The sequence below is a fragment of the Bariatricus sp. SGI.019 genome, from assembly GCF_050315235.1.
Taxonomy (GTDB): domain Bacteria; phylum Bacillota; class Clostridia; order Lachnospirales; family Lachnospiraceae; genus JAFBIX01.
Window position 1 is genome coordinate 68,405 of the sequence record NZ_JBNPOQ010000006.1, and the last position, 18,819, is coordinate 87,223.

At 37.5% G+C, this 18,819-nt stretch carries 20 protein-coding genes; 16 read left to right on the forward strand and 4 right to left on the reverse strand.

Annotation, left to right across the window (positions count from 1 at the left end):
* The first annotated feature begins 29 nt into the window (after positions 1–29).
* Both ACQRD1_RS05100 and ACQRD1_RS05105 read left to right on the forward strand, forming a co-directional pair.
* Positions 30–395, forward strand: coding sequence for a glutamyl-tRNA amidotransferase (locus tag ACQRD1_RS05100; protein WP_427786993.1), 366 nt, complete (start codon positions 30–32; stop codon positions 393–395).
* Positions 396–480: 85 nt separating this feature from the next.
* Positions 481–1,317, forward strand: coding sequence for a hypothetical protein (locus tag ACQRD1_RS05105; protein ID WP_235232916.1), 837 nt, complete (start codon positions 481–483; stop codon positions 1,315–1,317).
* Between the two features lie 21 nt (positions 1,318–1,338).
* On the opposite strand, the gene ACQRD1_RS05110 is transcribed toward ACQRD1_RS05105, so the two are convergent.
* Entirely contained in the window at positions 1,339–1,719 is a 381-nt protein-coding gene (locus ACQRD1_RS05110) for a hypothetical protein (RefSeq protein WP_427786994.1), read from the reverse strand.
* 81 nt (positions 1,720–1,800) lie between these two features.
* Between ACQRD1_RS05110 and ACQRD1_RS05115 the strand changes: the two genes are divergently transcribed.
* From ACQRD1_RS05115 to ACQRD1_RS05160, 10 genes are all read left to right on the forward strand, one after another.
* The gene (locus ACQRD1_RS05115; RefSeq protein WP_055171577.1) at positions 1,801–2,193 is read left to right on the forward strand and encodes a PrgI family protein; all 393 of its coding nucleotides are present in this window, start codon (positions 1,801–1,803) and stop codon (positions 2,191–2,193) included.
* Positions 2,174–4,513: a VirB4-like conjugal transfer ATPase, CD1110 family gene (locus ACQRD1_RS05120; RefSeq protein WP_427786995.1), complete on the forward strand. Its 2,340-nt coding sequence runs from the start codon at positions 2,174–2,176 to the stop codon at positions 4,511–4,513. Before ACQRD1_RS05115 ends, ACQRD1_RS05120 begins: the two co-directional genes overlap by 20 nt.
* A gap of 89 nt (positions 4,514–4,602) precedes the next feature.
* Positions 4,603–5,010, forward strand: coding sequence for a DUF6075 family protein (locus ACQRD1_RS05125; protein ID WP_055181113.1), 408 nt, complete (start codon positions 4,603–4,605; stop codon positions 5,008–5,010).
* Between the two features lie 25 nt (positions 5,011–5,035).
* Positions 5,036–6,757 (forward strand): lysozyme family protein, encoded by a 1,722-nt coding sequence (locus ACQRD1_RS05130; protein ID WP_235232918.1) that lies wholly within the window; start codon positions 5,036–5,038, stop codon positions 6,755–6,757.
* Positions 6,758–6,886: 129 nt separating this feature from the next.
* Positions 6,887–8,998 (forward strand): penicillin-binding transpeptidase domain-containing protein, encoded by a 2,112-nt coding sequence (locus tag ACQRD1_RS05135; RefSeq protein ID WP_195508604.1) that lies wholly within the window; start codon positions 6,887–6,889, stop codon positions 8,996–8,998.
* The gene (locus ACQRD1_RS05140; RefSeq protein WP_028087877.1) at positions 8,988–9,182 is read left to right on the forward strand and encodes a hypothetical protein; all 195 of its coding nucleotides are present in this window, start codon (positions 8,988–8,990) and stop codon (positions 9,180–9,182) included. The genes ACQRD1_RS05135 and ACQRD1_RS05140 overlap by 11 nt, the downstream gene beginning before the upstream one ends.
* The gene (locus ACQRD1_RS05145) at positions 9,179–9,388 is read left to right on the forward strand and encodes a DUF6070 family protein (RefSeq protein ID WP_028087876.1); all 210 of its coding nucleotides are present in this window, start codon (positions 9,179–9,181) and stop codon (positions 9,386–9,388) included. The genes ACQRD1_RS05140 and ACQRD1_RS05145 overlap by 4 nt, the downstream gene beginning before the upstream one ends.
* A gap of 55 nt (positions 9,389–9,443) precedes the next feature.
* Positions 9,444–10,283, forward strand: coding sequence for a hypothetical protein (locus ACQRD1_RS05150; protein ID WP_026649394.1), 840 nt, complete (start codon positions 9,444–9,446; stop codon positions 10,281–10,283).
* A 227-nt stretch (positions 10,284–10,510) separates the two neighbouring features.
* Positions 10,511–11,719, forward strand: coding sequence for a DUF6070 family protein (locus ACQRD1_RS05155; RefSeq protein WP_235232923.1), 1,209 nt, complete (start codon positions 10,511–10,513; stop codon positions 11,717–11,719).
* Positions 11,720–11,727: 8 nt separating this feature from the next.
* A complete protein-coding gene (locus ACQRD1_RS05160; RefSeq protein ID WP_235232919.1) occupies positions 11,728–12,960 on the forward strand; it encodes a DUF6070 family protein in 1,233 nt (410 codons plus the stop codon).
* 64 nt (positions 12,961–13,024) lie between these two features.
* Here the strand turns inward: ACQRD1_RS05160 and ACQRD1_RS05165 are convergent, their stop codons facing one another.
* Together ACQRD1_RS05165 and ACQRD1_RS05170 are read right to left on the reverse strand one after the other, a co-directional pair.
* A complete protein-coding gene (locus tag ACQRD1_RS05165) occupies positions 13,025–14,824 on the reverse strand; it encodes a BlaR1 family beta-lactam sensor/signal transducer (protein ID WP_235234292.1) in 1,800 nt (599 codons plus the stop codon).
* Positions 14,825–14,845: 21 nt separating this feature from the next.
* A complete protein-coding gene (locus ACQRD1_RS05170) occupies positions 14,846–15,214 on the reverse strand; it encodes a BlaI/MecI/CopY family transcriptional regulator (RefSeq protein WP_235234291.1) in 369 nt (122 codons plus the stop codon).
* 158 nt (positions 15,215–15,372) lie between these two features.
* On the opposite strand from ACQRD1_RS05170, the gene ACQRD1_RS05175 reads away from it, so the two are divergent.
* Positions 15,373–15,795 (forward strand): winged helix-turn-helix domain-containing protein, encoded by a 423-nt coding sequence (locus tag ACQRD1_RS05175; protein ID WP_028087872.1) that lies wholly within the window; start codon positions 15,373–15,375, stop codon positions 15,793–15,795.
* Between the two features lie 58 nt (positions 15,796–15,853).
* Positions 15,854–16,195 (forward strand): hypothetical protein, encoded by a 342-nt coding sequence (locus tag ACQRD1_RS05180; protein WP_026649399.1) that lies wholly within the window; start codon positions 15,854–15,856, stop codon positions 16,193–16,195.
* A gap of 181 nt (positions 16,196–16,376) precedes the next feature.
* On the opposite strand, the gene ACQRD1_RS05185 is transcribed toward ACQRD1_RS05180, so the two are convergent.
* Complete coding sequence (locus tag ACQRD1_RS05185; RefSeq protein WP_055181100.1) at positions 16,377–16,739, reverse strand: helix-turn-helix domain-containing protein; 363 nt, start codon at positions 16,737–16,739, stop codon at positions 16,377–16,379.
* A 485-nt stretch (positions 16,740–17,224) separates the two neighbouring features.
* Here ACQRD1_RS05185 and ACQRD1_RS05190 point away from each other — a divergent pair, with 485 nt between their 5' ends.
* Complete coding sequence (locus ACQRD1_RS05190; RefSeq protein WP_235233050.1) at positions 17,225–17,695, forward strand: RNA polymerase sigma factor; 471 nt, start codon at positions 17,225–17,227, stop codon at positions 17,693–17,695.
* Positions 17,696–18,288: 593 nt separating this feature from the next.
* On the forward strand, positions 18,289–18,810 hold the full coding sequence (locus ACQRD1_RS05195; protein WP_235233051.1) for a type II toxin-antitoxin system PemK/MazF family toxin: 522 nt from the start codon (positions 18,289–18,291) through the stop codon (positions 18,808–18,810).
* Positions 18,811–18,819 lie beyond the last annotated feature (9 nt).

Genomic DNA, 18,819 nt, shown 5'->3' on the forward strand with positions numbered 1-18,819 from the left:
AAGAAAAATATATAGGAGGCAATCAAAAAATGAAATTAGATATGCGAAAGAAGCAGGAGAAGAAAGAAACAATAAAAGTAACGAAAAAGCTGCCAATGACAGTAAAAATGAAACGTGCCATGGCAGTGTATATTGCAATGGTACTGATTATGACAGCAGGAGCAAGTACCGTATTTGCAGCAGACGATCCACTGACCGTAATCAATAATCTGTCCACATTTATCTTTGGACTGATTCGTGCTATCGGAATGATTTTACTGGGATTTGGAATTGTGCAGGTTGGTTTATCACTGAAATCTCACGATCCAAGTCAGCGAGCCAATGGATTCTTAACATTAGCAGGTGGTGTAATCATTACATTTGCAAAAGAAATCCTGAATTTGATTACGGGTTAAGAAGAATAGAAAAATAAAAGAAATGGGACGGTGCAGGTCCTTATGGAGCCGCACCGTTCCGACTAAGACAGGAGGTGTTTAGAACGTGTCAGATAACTGGGTAGTACAGAACTTGCAAAATGCTTTGGACACCTGGAACAGTAAACTTGCGGAAATCTGGCAGATACTCACACAGTCGCCGGAGACCTTTAAGGGTGGCGGTATCTGGCAGGTGATTGTGCAGATCCATGGAGCATTGCAGGCAATCGGCTATGCTTTGTTAGTGCTTTTCTTTGTAGTCGGAGTGGTCAAGACTTGTGGCAGTTTCACAGAGGTAAAAAGACCGGAACACGCATTGAAAATTTTTATACGCTTTGCGATTGCAAAAGGCGTAGTCACGTATGGATTGGAATTGATGATGGCACTTTTTAATATTGTACAGGGAGTAACGAGTACGATTATGAAGACAGCAGGATTTGGAAGTACGGAAGATACAGTATTACCGGACGAGATTATAAAGGCAGTAGAAGATTGTGGATTTTTTGAAAGTATCCCACTATGGGCGGTGACACTGATCGGTGGACTGTTCATTACGGTATTGAGCTTCATTATGATTATGAGTGTATATGGAAGATTTTTTCGATTATATCTTTATACAGCCATTGCACCGATTCCGTTATCTTCCTTTGCAGGAGAACCAAGCCAGAATATCGGAAGAAGTTTTTTAAAGTCTTATGCAGCAGTGTGTCTGGAAGGAGCAATCGTGGTGCTTGCCTGCATTATTTTTTCACTATTTGCATCATCACCGCCAGTAGTTGATCCAGATGCAGCAGCAGTGACCATGGTGTGGAGTTATATCGGGGAATTGATTTTTAATATGCTTGTACTGGTCGGGGCAGTGAAAATGTCAGACCGAGTAGTACGGGAAATGATGGGATTATAAAAAACAGAGTATGTTATGAGCCTATTCTACAATGTCTTTGCTGTCATTATATCTCATATTTCCCTGAGAGTCGAAATGAACAGAATCTAAAGGAATCCCTTTCTGTCTGGCACGAGAAATCTGGAATGACATATCGTCTTTCATAGCTTTGTAGTATTGATGTTCCTGCCACTTGCGTCGTATAGCAGAAATCCAGCTAAGAATAGAAAAGGCAGTCAGCAGATAGAGGATTGCAAATGCAAGTTTCTCATGGCTTGCTGCCCATGGATTCAGAATCGTGGAAACAGCAAGGAAGTATAACAGTGGTAAGGTCAGATTTAATCTGGCAGCAATCCGAAACAGCAGAGAAATCAGGAATAGAGCAACGGTAACAACAAGTGAAATCATAACAGTGATTGGCATAGGTCAGTCCCCCTTTCATTTACCCAAAGTGTAACAGAACAGGAAAAATATAACAAATGTGCGATTTGGAGGTGTATCGTTTTGGAAGTAAAAATTAACAAGGAAATCAGGGATTACACGGAAGCAATCTTTTTCGGATTGTCCCTAAGACAGTTTATCTTTTCAGGATTAGCCTGCGGGATTGCCGTTGGGCTTTATTTTTTGCTTCACCCATACATGAGTATGGAAACAGTGAGTTGGATTTGTGTACTGGGAGCTGCCCCATGTGTAGTGTTCGGGTTTGTAAAATATCATGGAATGACAGCGGAGCAGTTTATCTGGGCATGGATTAAATCGGAAATCCTGATGCCGAAAAAACTGGTGTTCCGGTCAGAAAATCTTTATTTTGATGCGGTAGAACCAGTCATTAAAAAATATGAGAAAGAAAGTCTGAAGAAGGAGGGACGCAAGAAAAATGATGAAAACGCTGAGTAATATCTTCAAGCAGGATAAAGAAAAATTTGTAATTCCAAGAAGCGTACAGCAGGTAATTCCCATCGAGACCATCTGGTCAGATGGGATTTTTAAAATCGGGAGAAATAAATTTGTACGTACTTATAAATTTACCGATATTAACTATGCAGTGGCGAGCAAAGTTGATAAGGAAACAATGTTCCTGGAATATATGGATTTATTAAATTCGTTCGATTGCGGTGGAACAACAAAAATAACGATCAATAATCGTCGCTTGAATAAAGTGGATTTTGAAAAAGCAATTCTGATTCCGATGCAGGAGGACGGATTGGATTTATACCGGAAAGAGTATAACAACATGCTTTTAGATAAGGCAACCAGTTCCAACAGCATGGTGCAGGAAAAATATGTGACAGTATCCTGCTATAAGAAAACGATCGAAGAAGCGAGAACGTATTTTGCACGAGTGACAACAGAGCTGAACAGCCATTTTGCAAGACTGGGTTCCAAATGTGCAGAGGTAAATGGAGAAGATAAGTTACGGATTCTGCATGATTTTTACCGTACAGGAGAAGAATCTGGTTTCCATTTTGATATTCAGGAGAGTATGAGAAAAGGGCACAGCTTCAAAGATTATATCTGCCCGGATACTTTTGAATTTGAAAAAGATTATTTCCGCATGGGAGAGCGTTACGGAAGGGTACTCTTTCTTCGGGAGTATGCTTCTTACATTAAAGACGATATGATAGCAGAACTGACCGACATGAATCGAAATCTGATGTTGAGCATTGATGTGATTCCGGTCCCGACTGATGAAGCAGTACAGGAAGTGGAAAAACGTCTGCTTGGTGTGGAGACAAATATCACGAACTGGCAGAGACGGCAGAATGCGAATAACAACTTTTCCGCAGTGATTCCTTATGATTTGGAACAGCAGAGAAAAGAAAGTAAAGAGTTCATGGATGATCTGACTACACGTGACCAGCGTATGATGTTCGGTGTACTGACTATGGTGCATACTGCAGAATCGAAAAAGCAGCTTGACGCAGATACGGAAACACTTCTGACCATTGGACGGAAAAAGTTATGCCAGTTTTCAGTTTTGAAATTTCAGCAAATGGACGGACTAAATACAGCACTTCCCATCGGACACCGAAAGATTCCGGCAGTCCGCACACTGACTTCGGAGAGTGTAGCAGTGTTGATGCCATTCCGGGTGCAGGAGATTATGGACGCAGGAGGAATCTATTGCGGTGAAAATGCAATCTCCCATAACTTAATCATGTGCAATAAAGAAAAACTGTTAAATCCAAACTCATTCCTTTTAGGAGTACCGGGAAGTGGAAAATCCTTTAATGCAAAAATGCAGATTGTATTCCTGGCACTGGCAACGCAGGACGATATCCTGATTTGTGATCCAGAGCGAGAGTATGCATCATTAGTTGAAGCAATGGGCGGAGAAGTGGTTCGCATTGCTGCAGGAAGCCGGGACCATATCAATGCAATGGATATGGTAGACGGATATGGAGATGGCGGTGATCCAGTGATTGAGAAGTCACAGTTTATTTTATCTCTGTTTGAGCAATTGGATAAAAAAGGAATCAATGCAAAGGAACGTTCCATTATTGACCGATGTGTAGGAGAAGTTTATGAGGAATATCAGCATGGCGGAGCAGTGCCGACTTTGCGGGTGCTGCGTGAAAAATTTTTAGAACAGGAAGAACCGGAAGCACAGGATTTGGCACTGGTATCAGAATTATTTACCAATGGAAGTCTGGACGCATTTGCACATGAAAGTAATGTTGATGTGAATAACCGTATCATGGTATACGACATTCTGGATTTAGGAAAACAGTTAAAGACTATGGGACTTCTGGTAATCACTGATGCAATGTTGAACCGGGTAACGGAGAACTGGAAACAGGGAAAACGAACCCATATTTTCTTAGACGAGTTTCATGTAGTATTTGAAAATGAGTATTCCGGAGCATTTTTTAACTCTGCATGGCGAAGATTTCGTAAGCGTAATGCATTTCCGACAGCAATTACCCAGAACGTGGAATATCTGTTAGATTCTGTTCTTGCAAGTACGATGATTTCCAACAGTGAGTATATCGTGATGCTTAATCAGGCAGAGCCGGACAGAGCAAAGTTGGCAACACTTCTGAATATCTCCACTGAGCAAATGGGATATATCACAAATGCAGATGCCGGTTGCGGTTTGGTGAAATACGGAAGTTCACTTGTACCGTTCGTCAATAGATTCCCGACCAATACAAGGTTGTATAAACTGATGACCACAAAGCCGGGAGAGGACAGTATCAACCGGGGAAGAATGTAAAACTAAAAATATTTTGAATAATGAAAAGCAACGCACTGGAAATCGTCACAATTTGTGGCGCTTTTTTAGTGCCGGAAAAGGAGGCAACTATGTCAGAAATCAGATTTTCATCAAAGGAACACGAAAAGTTTTTTTATCAGATGTTAGCAAAATGCGGAAAGCACGACAGTTATTACAGTTCATTTTTTTATTGTGTGGGAATTTCTGAAGATACCAGAAATCATGTTGATCGCATGTTTGATTTTAAGGAGCGTTTGATTAAACCGGAAGCACTGCATGAAGGGTGGCAAACAGGCGGATCGGCACGATTGACGAGACTGGCTTTTAACTTATGGAATGGATATGTGGAGAAGGGAGAAGAAAGTTTGTCTACTCCATACGAGATGTTTGATTGTGGTTATGCACCATATTTCTATGAAGCAATCCGCATAAAGTACCCGGAATACTGTCGGGAGTTGCCACAGGTGAGCAAAAAAGAAACCAATCATGAACGCTAGATAAAAATTCAAATGGAGGAAAGCGATGGATCGTAAGATAAAAACACGCCAAGTCCATAAGGATATTAAAGTATTAGATAAGACGGTTACAGTGACAGACCATATTAAGCAGTCTTATGTCAGAACAAAAGAAACTGTCATGCAATCGACGGAGAAATCCAGTGATAGAGAGAATAATCCGGTAGGTTATGCAGAAGATGTGGCCAGCGAGTATGCTGACCACATTTTTCACGAAACAGGGCATCAGGTACGCAGACAGGCAGGAAAGATTATTGAACGGAGGAAAGAGAAAACTTCTGTTTCTTCGCCTGTCGAAGAAACAGTTTACCAGCCGAAAGAACAAATCCGACCAGTACCGTCTTCAGGCGGAGAAACGGCACAGAAGCAGGGAAAAGAACTTGCTGTCAAAAAAATCAAGACCATTGAACGGGATAAAAGAACCATCAAGACCGGGAGAGCATCGGAACAGGTTGTAAAGAATACCGGAAAAGGTATTATCAAGACTTCTGAAAAAGCGGTCAAGACTGCAGAACAAACGGCAAAGACCAGTATCAAAACATCGGAGCAGACAGCAAATGCTTATGTCCAGGCAATGCATTATTCCATGAAAAAGGCAGAAAAAGCAGTGCAGACAGCAAGACAGACAGCACGAGATACCACGATTGCAGTGAAAAAGACAGCAAAAGCGGTAACACATGCGATAAAAGCGTTGATGGAAGCTACAAAAGCATTACTGAGTGCATTGACTGCAGGCGGTTGGATTGCGGTTATGATTTTGATTATCGTCATTTTATTTGGTGGATTTCTATGCATGACAGGTGGGGATAATTCCAGTACGGTTTCTTCGGTTAGTGCAGAAGTAGAAGCATACGAACCACTAATCCGTCAGTATGCAAAGCAATATGGCATTGGAGAGTATGTGGAACTAATCAAAGCCATTATGATGCAGGAATCAGGTGGGAGAGGACTTGACCCGATGCAGTGTTCAGAAGGGAGCTTTAATACAAAATATCCCAGACAGCCAAATGGAATCACAGATCCAGAGTATTCGATTTCTTGTGGTGTGCAGGAAATAAAAAGCTGTCTGGAACGTGCAGGGGTAAAAAATCCTCTGGATATGGAAAATATTAAACTGGCATTGCAAAGTTACAACTATGGAAATGGATATCTGGAATGGGCGAAAGCCAGAGGTGGATATACCCTTGCAAATGCAGCAGAATTTTCTGATATGATGGCACAGAGAATGGGGTGGAGCAGTTATGGGGACAAGCAGTATGTACCGCATGTGCTTCAGTATTATGCATTTGGAAGAATCCCGACAGGCATCGGTAATCAGGCAATCGTTCAGGTAGCAGCATCTCAGGAAGGAAAAGGCGGAACAACCTACTGGAGTTGGTATGGATTTGGAAGCCGAGTAGAGTGGTGTGCCTGCTTTGTGTCATGGTGTGCAGACCAGAGTGGTTATATCCAGAGTGGAGCTATTCCAAAATTCTCTCTTTGTTCGGACGGTGTGAAATGGTTTGAAAGTAAAGGCAGGTTCCGGGACGCCAGTTATACCCCGGCGGTAGGAGATATTATTTTCTTTGACTGGGGGAATAATGGAACGATTGACCATGTTGGAATTGTAGAGAGTGTCAGTGGTGGAACCGTCAATACCATAGAAGGTAACAGTGGAGATAAAGTGGCAAGACGAAGTTACAGTATCGGAAGTAGTAATATTTATGGATATGGTGTTCCGGCATATTAAAAGGCAGGAGAAAAAGTGTGATAGTCTAATGGTGAATCTTGAGTATACAATTCCTGAAAATAGACTTGACTTTCAAATATTACAAGCGTAAGATTTAAGAAACAAAAAAATTAGAAGAAAGGAATATCTATGAAAAGAAGACGAAAAAAGCAAAATATCCAAAAATCTTACGTTTGTAAGATTTTTGGGCTGATAGTAGCTATAACAGTAATTGCTGTTTCAGGAGGTGTTTTATTAAAAAGGACGATAACGGAATCACCAGAAGACACACTTGTGGAATATATGAACCATATTGAAAAAAAGGAATATGAAGTAATGTATACTATGATAGATTCAGATGAAAAAGTTTATCTGACAAAAGAAGAATACATACAACGAAATTCTAAGATATACGAAGGAATAGAGGTCAGTGACATTAAAATCAGTCATATAGCTGTGAAAGAGAAAAAAGCAGATACAGTTACGCTTTCGTATGAAACATCATGTAATACAATTGCCGGAACAATACAATTTGACAATATGGCGGAACTGAAGAAGACGAAACAGGGATATAAATTAGTATGGCAGGATAGCCTGATTTTTCCAGATTTAGAGAGTGATGATAAAATAAGTGTTACTACATCAAAAGCGGAGAGAGGAGAAATATTAGACCGAGATGGTAAAATGCTTGCAGGAAAAGGAGTAGCAACATCAGTTGGCATTATACCGGGAAAGCTGGAAGACAGGAATGTATCTATTGAAAAAATAGCGGAGTTATTAGAGATAGATGTAGAAACAATAAATAACAAACTCACAGCAAAGTGGGTAAAAGAAGATTCTTTTGTACCAATTGAAACTATTCCGAAAGTAGAAGAAATAGATTTAATGAAAATACAGCCAGAAGAAAAGACACTTGAGGAGCAGGATTGTCAGAATAAACTTTTGGAAATTCCAGGGGTTATGCTATCAGATGTGGAAGTTAGAACCTATGAGTTAGGGGAGGCAGCAGCTCATTTAATAGGTTATGTACAGTCTGTAACAGCAGAAGATTTGGAAAATCATCCAGGGGAAGGATATTCAGCAGAAAGTGTAATCGGAAGATCTGGGGTGGAAAAGTTATACGAAAAGCAATTAAAAGGAAAAGATGGTTGTGATATAAAGATTTTGGATAGTGATGGGGAAGTAAAAGAGGTTCTTGCAAGTATTTTTAAAGAAGATGGTATGGATATAAGATTAACGATAGATTCCGATTTGCAAAAATCATTATACGAGCAGTTTAAAGAAGATCCGGGGTGTTCTGTCGCAATGAATCCTTATACGGGAGAAGTATTGGCTTTGGTAAGTACCCCATCTTATGATAATAATGAATTTATACGGGGCATATCATCAGAGAAATGGACATCATTAAACGAAGATGAAAAGAAACCATTATATAATCGTTTCCGTCAAGTATGGTGTCCTGGCTCAACATTTAAACCAGTTGTGGCAGGAATTGGGTTGAAAACGGGAAGCATAGATCCAAAAGAAGATTTTGGAAATGAAGGTTTGGCATGGCAGAAAGATTCGTCTTGGGGATCTTATCAAGTGACAACACTTCATGAATATGAACCGGTTATTATGAAAAATGCAATTATCTATTCTGATAATATTTATTTTGCAAAGGCAGCTCTTAAAATTGGTAGTGAGAATTTTATGAATACTTTAAATGAAATAGGATTTAATCAGAATATGCCGTTTGAGATTGCGATGCAGGAATCAACATATTCCAATACAGATAAAATAGAAACAGAAATACAATTGGCAGATAGTGGTTATGGGCAAGGTCAGATTCTTGTAAATCCATTACATCTGGCAAGTATTTATACTTCATTTTTAAATGAAGGGAATATGATAAAACCGTATTTGAAATACAAAGAAGAAGCATCCGGTGAAACATGGATAGAAAATGCGTTTAGCAAAGAAAATGTAGAAGAAATTATGCAAGGGGTGGAAGGTGTTGTAAATGATCCGGAAGGAACCGGATATGCTGCACATCGTGACGATATTTTGCTGGCTGGAAAAACAGGGACAGCCGAGTTGAAGGCAACGAAAGAAGATACTTCTGGCAAAGAAATCGGGTGGTTTTCGGTGTTTACGGCAGATAAAAGCGTGGACAAACCAATTCTTCTTATCAGTATGGTTGAGAATGTGAAAGGAATCGGTGGAAGTGGTTATGTTGTTAAAAAAGATGCAACAGTATTGGATGAGTATTTTGAAGAATAAAAAAATTTTTATGGGAAATTATTACATATGTAAGATATTTGCGATGATATTGATAGTTCTTATTGTTTTTACAGGGTGCGGACAAAATCGAATTACGGAAAAAGAAGAAAAGAAAGAAACCGTAGAATCTGAAATGAATGCAGAAGTAAAAAAACAGCGCAAACTTTTCGGTCTGTTTATATGAAGGAGAAGTCGGAGTTAAATACATTAAAGGTGAAAAGAAAAATTATCAATTGTCTGGAAGAAAAAGGATATGCGGCAGTAGATTGTGATAATCAGATTGATATGGTCAATCGTGAAAAAGTGGAAGATTTTTGCAAAACAGCGGAGAAAGAAGAACAGGCAGCAGTAGATATTGTACAACCGAACAGAGATTCGCTACAATATTAATTTATGTATAATTATGTTGTAGGTACAAAAATAGTGTGACAGCGAGGTAGAGAAAATGGAAGAGCAGATAAAAAAGATTTATGAAAAGCAGAAAAATGGACGCATCAGGATGATACGGAATGTGCTGTTGATTTATGCAGCATTGATCTGTGTGGTGAGTATTTTCAAAGGAAATCCGTTCCCGCATCAGGAGACAGTACTCTTTTTCGATGTGAAGCAGCCGGGCTGGGTCACGACAGATCCCTGGCTTCTGTGGATTTGCGTGGTGGTTGATCTGATTGCAGGTATATTCATTTTAATCAGGGACATTCTCAGAGATTTTTCAAAAATTGACCGGATTCTGTCACAGCAATGTGATGCAGAAAAATATTCAGAAATGCTGGAAGAGTTGATAAAGTACGGAAAGAGCTTGGATTATCATGGATTTCAAAAAAGTGTCATGCTGATAGCTGAGTCTAAATATGTAGTTGCACTGATCATAAATGGGCAGTTGCAGAAGGCAGAAGAGTATATAAAGAATGAATGGGAAGGAAAAAGAGAGGGACGTTCCTGGCAGCAGGTCATGACGAATCTCGAACTGTCGAAGAAATATCAGGAGAAAGATGCGGCAGGTTATTCGGCTACATTAGAAAAAGCAGGGAAAGTATTTCAAAAGAATCCACTGTTTATGGCAAAAAATTTGATGCTGAAAGGTGAAGATGAGGCAGCAGTAAGATTACTGGAAAATGATACGGAAAAGTTGCCTTATTATGAGGTTACACGCAGATTCCTGCTGGGAGTATGTTACTACCGAATCGGAAAAGAAGAGCAGGGAAAAGAATGTATGGAATATGTAATTGGGCATGGAAATACGTTGAAGTGCAAAGAAGAAGCGGAAAAATATGTAACAGTGTAAGTAAGGATGTTCTTTAAAATGACAGGGTAACAAAAATGGAGAAGATATAGAGGATGGTAATAAAATAGGATATATCGCACATAAAGATGGTGAATCTGGAGTATACAATTCCTGAAAATAGACTTGATTTTTAAATATTACAAGCGTAAGATTTAAGGAACAAAAAAATTAGAAGAAAGGAATCGGTGGAAGTGGTTATGTTGTTAAAAAAGATGCAACAATATTGGATGAGTATTTTGAAGAATAAAAAAATTTTTATGTGGAATTATTACATATGTAAGAAAATTGCGATGATATTGATAGTTCTTATTGTTTTTACAGGATGCGGCCAAAATCGAATTACGGAAAAAGAAGAAAAGAAAGAAACCGTAGAATCTGAAATGAATGCAGAAGTAAAAAAAACAGCGCAAACTTTTCGGTCTGTTTATATGAAGGAGAAGTCGGAGTTAAATACATTAAAGGCGAAAAGAAAAATTATCAATTGTCTGGAAGAAAAAGGATATGCGGCAGTAGATTGTGATAATCAGATTGATATGGTCAATCGTGAAAAAGTAGAAGATTTTTGCAAAGCAGCAGAGAAAGAAGAACAGGCAGCAGTAGATATTGTTGTTGTATTTGATGAAGGGGAAATTATACAATATCATTTAGAGTCAATGAATGGAAAGATAAATGTTCGATTATGTCAGGTTAAATGGAAGGATAATAGCCCACAGGCTAATTATTATGATGAATATGAAGCATATGAGTGGAAATATACAGAAAAAGGATACTTGTTTCTGGAGGAATATCACCCACCGGGATTTAATGGAGCACCGGGTGAAACTGGATTCAGAGTGCAGCCATTAGATAAAACATGCCGAGAATTGAATCGAAAATATGTTATGCCGTTGGGGTATGCACTTAATAATCTGTTGATTACAAATTGGGATAACCAGAATTATACGGAACTTGATTTTTATGATCTTTATGAAAAAATGTATTATATGAAATATGGAAAGCAAGTTCCATATGAAGCAAATTATGGTGGAGCAGAATATGAAGTTCCAAAAGATGAGTTTGAAGAGGTTATAAAGACCTATTTACCATTTAGTAATAGCGAGATTGAAAAAGGAACTTTTTATAACTCTGATAATAGAACTTTTAGATACAGACCGCGAGGGTTATATGATTGTGAATTCCCATATGAGCCATATCCGGAAGTTATCTCATATGAAAAATTACAAGATGGAACATTAAAACTTACGATAGAAGCAGTATGGGAAATCAGAATGTTAGATCAGGCAATCACCAGTGAATTGATGATAAAACCTATGGAAGACGGAAGTTTCCAGTATTTATCAAATAAGGTAATCAAGTCAGATCAAAATGCAAATGCAGGGTGGTATATGCCAAGGTTAACAGAAGAAGAGTGGGAAGAGAATTACAGTAATAATTAGGGGGCAATATGAAAAGAAAAAGTATTTTGTTAGTACTTTGTATAGGAATGATTCTGACTTCCTGTGAAAGTAAGATATCGTTAAACAGCACAGATGTAAAAAATGAGAAGAATCAGAAAAACACTACCATGGAAAATCCGGATAAGGGATATAATCTACCAATCGATGAAGACAAGAAAAAGGAAGCTGTGAACGATTGTGAAGAAATTATGGGCATTATCCGAGATATTTATTCTGAATATAATGGAATACAAGAAGCAGATCAGAACACTGCTGAGCAAATGATGAATCGGATGAAAGAAATTATCAAACAAAATGGGAATCCGGTCATTGGTTCCGATCATTATTCTGTTATGGATAATTATCAGAAGATGGAACAATTTTTAAAATCTGCAGAACAAGAAGAAAAAGGAAGTGTAATTTTATATGAAGCAGATACAGATGGTGGAATTACCAGAAAAGAATATAGTTATGATGGAAAAGAAATGAGTGTGATGTCCGCAAAAATGATCTGGAGTGAGGATACAGAGCCTGTACTTACATACATATCGCTATCAAAAATAAAAGAATGGGCATATACTGAAAATGGGAATTTCTGTTATGAATTATGCGTACCTGAACCACCGGAAGTGACAGAGATTGTAGATGGAAGTTGTATTATCCGGGTAAAGCCTTTGAGTGAGGAGTGTCGGGAATATTTAAAAAAATATGTGAGTACGTTCGGCTATCATGGAAACAATCTGTTATGTTCAAACTGGAATGCGGAGGATATGCAGGGGTTGGATTATAATGGACTTTATGAATATTTTTATCAAATGAAATATGGAGAAAAATTTACGGCAGAAAAAGAGGTTGTGGGAATTCCAGCAGAAGAGTTCGAAAATGTAATTATGACATATCTTCCTGTTACAAAAGAAGAATTGAAAGAATGGGCGGTCTACGATGAACAAAGTAATATGTTTATCTGGGAACGATTGGGATATGGTAATTATTCACCAACACATTTTGGCTTGTCTTTACCGGAAGTAACAGAAGTCAGGCATAATGAAGATGGAACCATTGTTTTGACAATTCATGCAGTATGTGATTCTGTTGTATGTAATGATGCTGTTATTACACACGAACTTACGATGAAAATTCAGGATGATGGAACGATTCAGTATGTTGGAAACAGGATTTTAGATAATGGTATTGATAATATACCGAGGTATCAGTACCGGTTAGGTAATTTGCAGAATTGATCAGTAGAGAAGAATGAAATAAAGAGAACTGATAACAGGAAATTATGCTATCAGTTCTCTTTATTTATTTCCAAATACCAAGATTAGAAAGTACAGATTCTGTTATTTCGGTAGCCTGACTTCCAGTTGCACCAGAAGAGGATTGAATATTTGTTGCGAAGTAGTAAGTATTATTCGCTGTTTCAATGTATCCGATAAACCAGCCATTGACATCTTTACCATTGACACGCCCAGTTCCTGTTTTCCCGTAAAGAGAACCGGAAGAAGTAGTGGAAAGCAGCAGGGCTTTTTTTACAGCCTGGATATTTTTACTGTCAAAATGAAAATTATTTTGATAGAAATCCTGTAACAATTCCACCTGTTCTATGGGTGATATCTTCAGAGAGAAATCTGTCCAATAGAGATTTAGATTTGTTCCAGTATTTTGATTCCCATAGTTTATTGTCTGTAAAAATGTTCTTACGGCTTCAAAACCTGCCTGTGAATCAATTGCCTGAAAATACCAGTTTACAGAATTATGTATAGCCGAGGTTAAATCTTGATCGGCTTCCCATGAATTAAAAGGATATGGTTCTCCATTCCATGTGAAAGTGGAATGTTCTGGTGTAATAATTCCAGATTCCAAGCCAAGTAATGCATCATATATTTTATAAGTCGAATTCGGTGATACACGTGTGGAAGCATGATCCATATTATAAATATTCCATTTATCAGCAGACTGATTATATAAAACAAAACTTCCGGTGTAGTCCCCAAAATTGGAAGAAAGATTTAGCTGAGTAATATTCTTTTCGGTTGTGTCAAAATGATAGCCAGTCTGATCAGAAGCATAAACAGAAAGTATGGGAATGCATCCAATGATGATAGTAGAGACGAATATGCATATAAGATATCCACGAATTTTTTGTTTAAAAGTAGGTTGGTGGAATGATGCAATATTTAAAATGCGTCCTTTTAACTGTTTTATATTTCCACTGATTCCCATAGTAAGAGGGAATGGAGACAGAGCTATTGTTTCGGCAAAGTTAATCAGTGTATTTCCATATGACTTGTATTCTGTTTCTTTCAATAATTGTAATACAGCACTGTCGCAGGCAAGTTCGCGTTCCTGCCGTATTCTTTTTAGAAAATACCAGATTAGGGGATTGAACCAGTAGAAAACATGTACTGTATTTATCAAATATCCAATTAGAATATCTTTATGCTTGTAGTGCTGCAGTTCATGAAGAAGCATATATCGAATATCAGTTGCGCTTATAGTTCCAGCGTTAAAATCTGAAATCAAGTGAATTGGAAGATAAATGCGAGGATGCAGGAAACCAGCCAAAACAGGAGATTTCAAAAATGCTGTACTATAAATCGGAATGGTATGCTTGCTGTTCACTTCGTTTAAACATTCTATATAAAGAGCGTTTAGTTCTTCATTTTGAAGAGGTAAAGCAGAACTATGTAAGGCGTTTACTTGTCTTACTGAGCGGTAGAGAAGAAAAAACATTATGAATATACCGATACTCCAGAAAAATACAAGTAATGTGTGAATAAAAGTTGGTATTTGGGTGCTGACAGAGACAGCAAAATCATTTATTTTATCCAAATTATAACCATTACCAGAAAGAAAAGTGGTTTGAATGTCACCATTGGTACTTGAACTGGCTGTCAGCAAATGGCTCCACGATATAGAAGATGGGGCAGAGCTTATTGGTAAAAAGGGAACAATTAGAACGGCAAGAAATATAATCGAAAGATTATATTGCATACGTGCGGATAATTGCCTTTGCAATAAATTTTTTAATCCCAGTAAACTACCTAAAAAAATACAAATGATGGCATTACACAGTAAAAATCGAAAACTAAAATATATCAAAATATGCTCCTCCTCCCATGGTTAATGATTGGAAAGAAGATTCCGTAAGCTGGCAATGTCTTCTTCAGACAATTTATCATCCTCAATGTAAGAGGCAAGCATAGAAGTGATATTACCATTATAATATCGTTTTAAAAAAGAATTACTTTCCTGCCGAATATATTCGTCTTCCTTGACCAATGGAGTATAGACAAAAACCCGGCTTTGTTTTTCGTAGGTTAGTGCTTTTTTAGAAACGAGACGTTTAATTAATGTATGAATTGTTTTAGGACTCCAACGGGAAATTTGTGTTAATTTTTCAGTAATTTCATTGGTGCTGATTGGTGCGTATTTCCAAACGATTTTCATAACTTCAAATTCAGCTTCTGAAATTTGAGGCAGATTGTTCATGTGATATTCCTCCAAATCTTACAAATGTAATAAAAATATTATATATCTTAAAAGGTTATTCTGTCAACGAAATAAAAACTTGACTTTAAATCTTACAGATGTAATAATATATAAAAATTACACTTGTAAGATTTGGAATATGAAAGGTTTTTATAAAAATGGGAAGGGTAGTTGTTGTAACATTTGATGAAAATGAGGAAGAAAAATTAAATGAATTATTACATTTTCTGTCTGCTAAAAAATACTCTGAGATGCCTGGTAAACAAAATAGGGTACTTGATTATGGAGCATTAAAAATAAATGCGGAATATCGTTCTGTAGAAAGTAATGGTGAGCTGGTTCAATTGACGAATTATGAATTTGAAATATTATATTTGCTGGCAAAAAATCCAGGACGGATATTTTCAAAGGAACAAATATATACACAGGTGTGGAAAGAACCATATTATGGGGCAGAAGATAATGTTATGGGCATAATTCGGAGAATCAGAAAAAAGATTGAGCCAGATTCTGCAAAACCAAGATACATTTTAAATGTATGGGGTATGGGATATAAATTTAATGGTGAATTGATGAAATGATGGAATATAAAATTGGGCATAATAAGTAAAGATACCCAAAATAGCAGGAGAAATTTTTATGGAAAATGATATTTGGAATGAAATATCCTCTTTTTTGAACCAGTTGCGTTGTGAGAATATAAACAGAGAAAGTTATATCTATTTCCAAGAACTTGCAAATATTCAGTTGAAGAAGAAAATGGAAAAAGAAAAGGTGAATAAACTTCTCGATCATATAAGTAATGAGGACAGGGAGAAGTTGAAGCAATATGGAGAAATTTTGGAAGAAGAAGCGTTTGTGTCAGAACAAAGGGCATATTGTCAAGGATATGTAGATTGTATTCAGTTATTGGCTGGTTTAGGACTCTTGAAAAAATCGACGGATATGGAAAAAATAATTAGCGAGATGAAAAGCAATTAAGTGTGTTGTGGAGGAAAATGTAGTATTTGATAGATAAAAGGATGTTCGTAAAGAAGAAACAGTTATGTTATATCAAGTTGTAATGATATAGCATAACTGTTTTTAACATATGGTAATAGTATTTATTCCACTAATTTTAAATATCGGTAATTATCAGCTATTTATCGGTATTTTACAAGTTTTATTCTGTATCATTAGTAGTGTCTACGTTAGAAATAAAAGGATTAGAATCTAGCAAAGCTGTCGTAGTTGCAAGAATTACCTGTAACTGATAATCATTGCACTGATTTAAGAGCCGAAGAATCTGATCATATGTAGAATTATTTTTATTCTGATTTGGATAAACGTAGTCATCAGCAGAAATATTTAAAGTCTGCATGGTTTTACAAAATAATTCCAGACTGGGACCGCCTTTATGGCGTTCGAGGTCTCCAAGATAAGCCGCCGATATTCCGAGTTTTTCAGCAAGAGCTTCTTGTGTTAAATGCATTTCCATACGCCCTTGTTTTACTAAAGTGGCAAATAATGTTTTTGGAATATCCATGTTTATATACCTCCATAAACTTAGTGTATTACCCTAAATTTGAAAAGTGAAAAGGGTGTAACATTAGAAAAAATACAGGGTATTACCCAATGAATGAGAAAGCATACAAATCTCTTTCGGTTAAAAAAAACAGATTCCGAAAGAGCAGTATTTGTATGCTTATTTTCTTTTCCGGAATCTAACCGGAGAAAATATGGTTCTTAGCAAGAGTTCAGCTAAAAAATTCTGTTCAACAGAAGGTATTCAATTAAAAAAATCTCAACAATTTCATTAGTAAATGTTGGAATTGAAACTAGGGTAAGAGCCAATAATGAATCCAGGGTAATAAAATATCGAATTAAATGCGTCCATAGGAGTGAAATCTGTCAGGGCGTTTTTTGTTACCTAAATATTGAGAATGAACAATTCCTAACAAGGACGATTGTTCGTATTCGTGCCCCGCCTACTGATCTGAATTCAAAAAAATTCAGATCGGAGGAAAGGACATGGAAGGCAGACAGCCAAAAAGAAGAAAAGATAAATACAACCCATATGAAATCTATAAGAAGGACGGAAAATATTATGTTTCATTTCATAATGGTGAAAAAGAGTACAAGGATTTGGAAATAGGAAAGAATGTATATGAAGCTTTTAATACGTTTGAATTGCAGGATGTGTCGCATATGAATGTTGTGGACAGGCATTTGGAACAGTCAGAAATCTGGGATTCCAGTTTATATGAACGAGTATTTCAGAAAGAGGAAGGTGTAGAGGATACTGTTCTGAATAAACTGGAAGCAGAACGGTTACATAGTGCAATCCAGCAGTTGTCGGAAATTCAGAGAAGACGATTGATGAAGTATTATTTTGAAGATAAGAATTATGAGCAGATTGCACAGGAAGAAGGCTGCTCTTTTCAGATGGTAGCAAAGTCTGTAAAAGCAGCAATCAGAAATTTGAAAAAGATTTTGAGATAGTGGGTTGAAAAATAGCGTTTAAGTGAGGAAACAGGTGGAAAGAGAAATATTCTGATCCGCCTGTTTCTTCTTTTGTCACGAAAAGACTGGGGAGCGGGACGAACCTTGACAAATTCATATACATTCATCAGACACATTCCTGTTGTTATCGTGATGAGCGTAAGCCACATTAACAGATACGCCATAACACAGGCTGGGTAAAGACAGCGAAATCCCACCCGTATACTTCCTTTTGATTTCAGTTTGTATTACCCGGACTGTTGAGCGAAAAATATCTGGTTATAACTGTCAGATTGCTTCTAGCAGGGCGATGACAGACAACAGGCATAATGATACTCCTGTCCGGTCATAAAGTCGTGTATACAAAATATTTCTTTGATGCCGCAACAAGTGAGGGCAGCTTCAGGAGATCCCTGGAGAGGAAAACTCCTAATCCCATATATTTATTTTAGATAAAATCCTGTGGAGCTGATTAGCAGTCAGCCGTCTGATGATTTCCCAATTACAAGTCGGGGCGTCGGGGACAAATAGGCTTGTATTTTACATATTTAGGGATAACAACAGTTAGAAAGACGAGAGGAGATAAAGCAAAGATGGAAGATAGAAACGTCAGGCGTGGGGATATTTATCACGCCGACCTTGATCCTGTATTTGGAAGTGAACAGGGCGGTTATCGTCCGGTGCTGGTGATTCAGAATAATATAGGAAATAAATACAGTCCGACAGTGATCGTGGCAGCAATTACTAGTAAAGAAAAAATGAAACTGCCGACACACATTGCAGTCCCGGAAATGGAAGGTTTGGAAAAGGATTCTGTAGTGCTGTTGGAGCAGCTTAGAACTTTAGATAAAAGACGGTTGGAAAATTATGTGTGTACCTTAGATTGTACTGAAATGGAGAAAATCAATAAAGCAATCCGAAGAAGTACCGGGATACCGAAGATCATTGAAAAACCGTTGGTCGTGAGCCTGTGCAGAGTATGTGCAGGCAATTTTTATGATGTGCCGGGATATTATATCCGGCGAGTGAATCCAGAACAGCGATATAAGGATACTTGTATGTTTTGCAATATCAGAAAAGGATATGACTATTATATAGGAAAGAAGCGAGTGTGAGGGTAGTAT

Excerpts from the sequence above, each read along its gene's own strand:
- ACQRD1_RS05185 (WP_055181100.1), bottom strand. The coding sequence starts at position 16,739 with ATGGATATTCCAAAAACATTATTTGCCACTTTAGTAAAACAAGGGCGT.
- ACQRD1_RS05145 (WP_028087876.1), top strand. The coding sequence starts at position 9,179 with ATGAAGGAGAAGTCGGAGTTAAATACATTAAAGGTGAAAAGAAAAATT.
- ACQRD1_RS05160 (WP_235232919.1), top strand. The coding sequence starts at position 11,728 with ATGAAAAGAAAAAGTATTTTGTTAGTACTTTGTATAGGAATGATTCTG.
- ACQRD1_RS05190 (WP_235233050.1), top strand. The coding sequence starts at position 17,225 with ATGGAAGGCAGACAGCCAAAAAGAAGAAAAGATAAATACAACCCATAT.
- ACQRD1_RS05125 (WP_055181113.1), top strand. The coding sequence starts at position 4,603 with ATGTCAGAAATCAGATTTTCATCAAAGGAACACGAAAAGTTTTTTTAT.
- ACQRD1_RS05100 (WP_427786993.1), top strand. The coding sequence starts at position 30 with ATGAAATTAGATATGCGAAAGAAGCAGGAGAAGAAAGAAACAATAAAA.
- ACQRD1_RS05120 (WP_427786995.1), top strand. The coding sequence starts at position 2,174 with ATGATGAAAACGCTGAGTAATATCTTCAAGCAGGATAAAGAAAAATTT.
- ACQRD1_RS05130 (WP_235232918.1), top strand. The coding sequence starts at position 5,036 with ATGGATCGTAAGATAAAAACACGCCAAGTCCATAAGGATATTAAAGTA.
- ACQRD1_RS05135 (WP_195508604.1), top strand. The coding sequence starts at position 6,887 with ATGAAAAGAAGACGAAAAAAGCAAAATATCCAAAAATCTTACGTTTGT.
- ACQRD1_RS05180 (WP_026649399.1), top strand. The coding sequence starts at position 15,854 with ATGGAAAATGATATTTGGAATGAAATATCCTCTTTTTTGAACCAGTTG.
- ACQRD1_RS05150 (WP_026649394.1), top strand. The coding sequence starts at position 9,444 with ATGGAAGAGCAGATAAAAAAGATTTATGAAAAGCAGAAAAATGGACGC.
- ACQRD1_RS05110 (WP_427786994.1), bottom strand. The coding sequence starts at position 1,719 with ATGCCAATCACTGTTATGATTTCACTTGTTGTTACCGTTGCTCTATTC.
- ACQRD1_RS05195 (WP_235233051.1), top strand. The coding sequence starts at position 18,289 with ATGGAAGATAGAAACGTCAGGCGTGGGGATATTTATCACGCCGACCTT.
- ACQRD1_RS05170 (WP_235234291.1), bottom strand. The coding sequence starts at position 15,214 with ATGAACAATCTGCCTCAAATTTCAGAAGCTGAATTTGAAGTTATGAAA.
- ACQRD1_RS05155 (WP_235232923.1), top strand. The coding sequence starts at position 10,511 with ATGAGTATTTTGAAGAATAAAAAAATTTTTATGTGGAATTATTACATA.
- ACQRD1_RS05175 (WP_028087872.1), top strand. The coding sequence starts at position 15,373 with ATGGGAAGGGTAGTTGTTGTAACATTTGATGAAAATGAGGAAGAAAAA.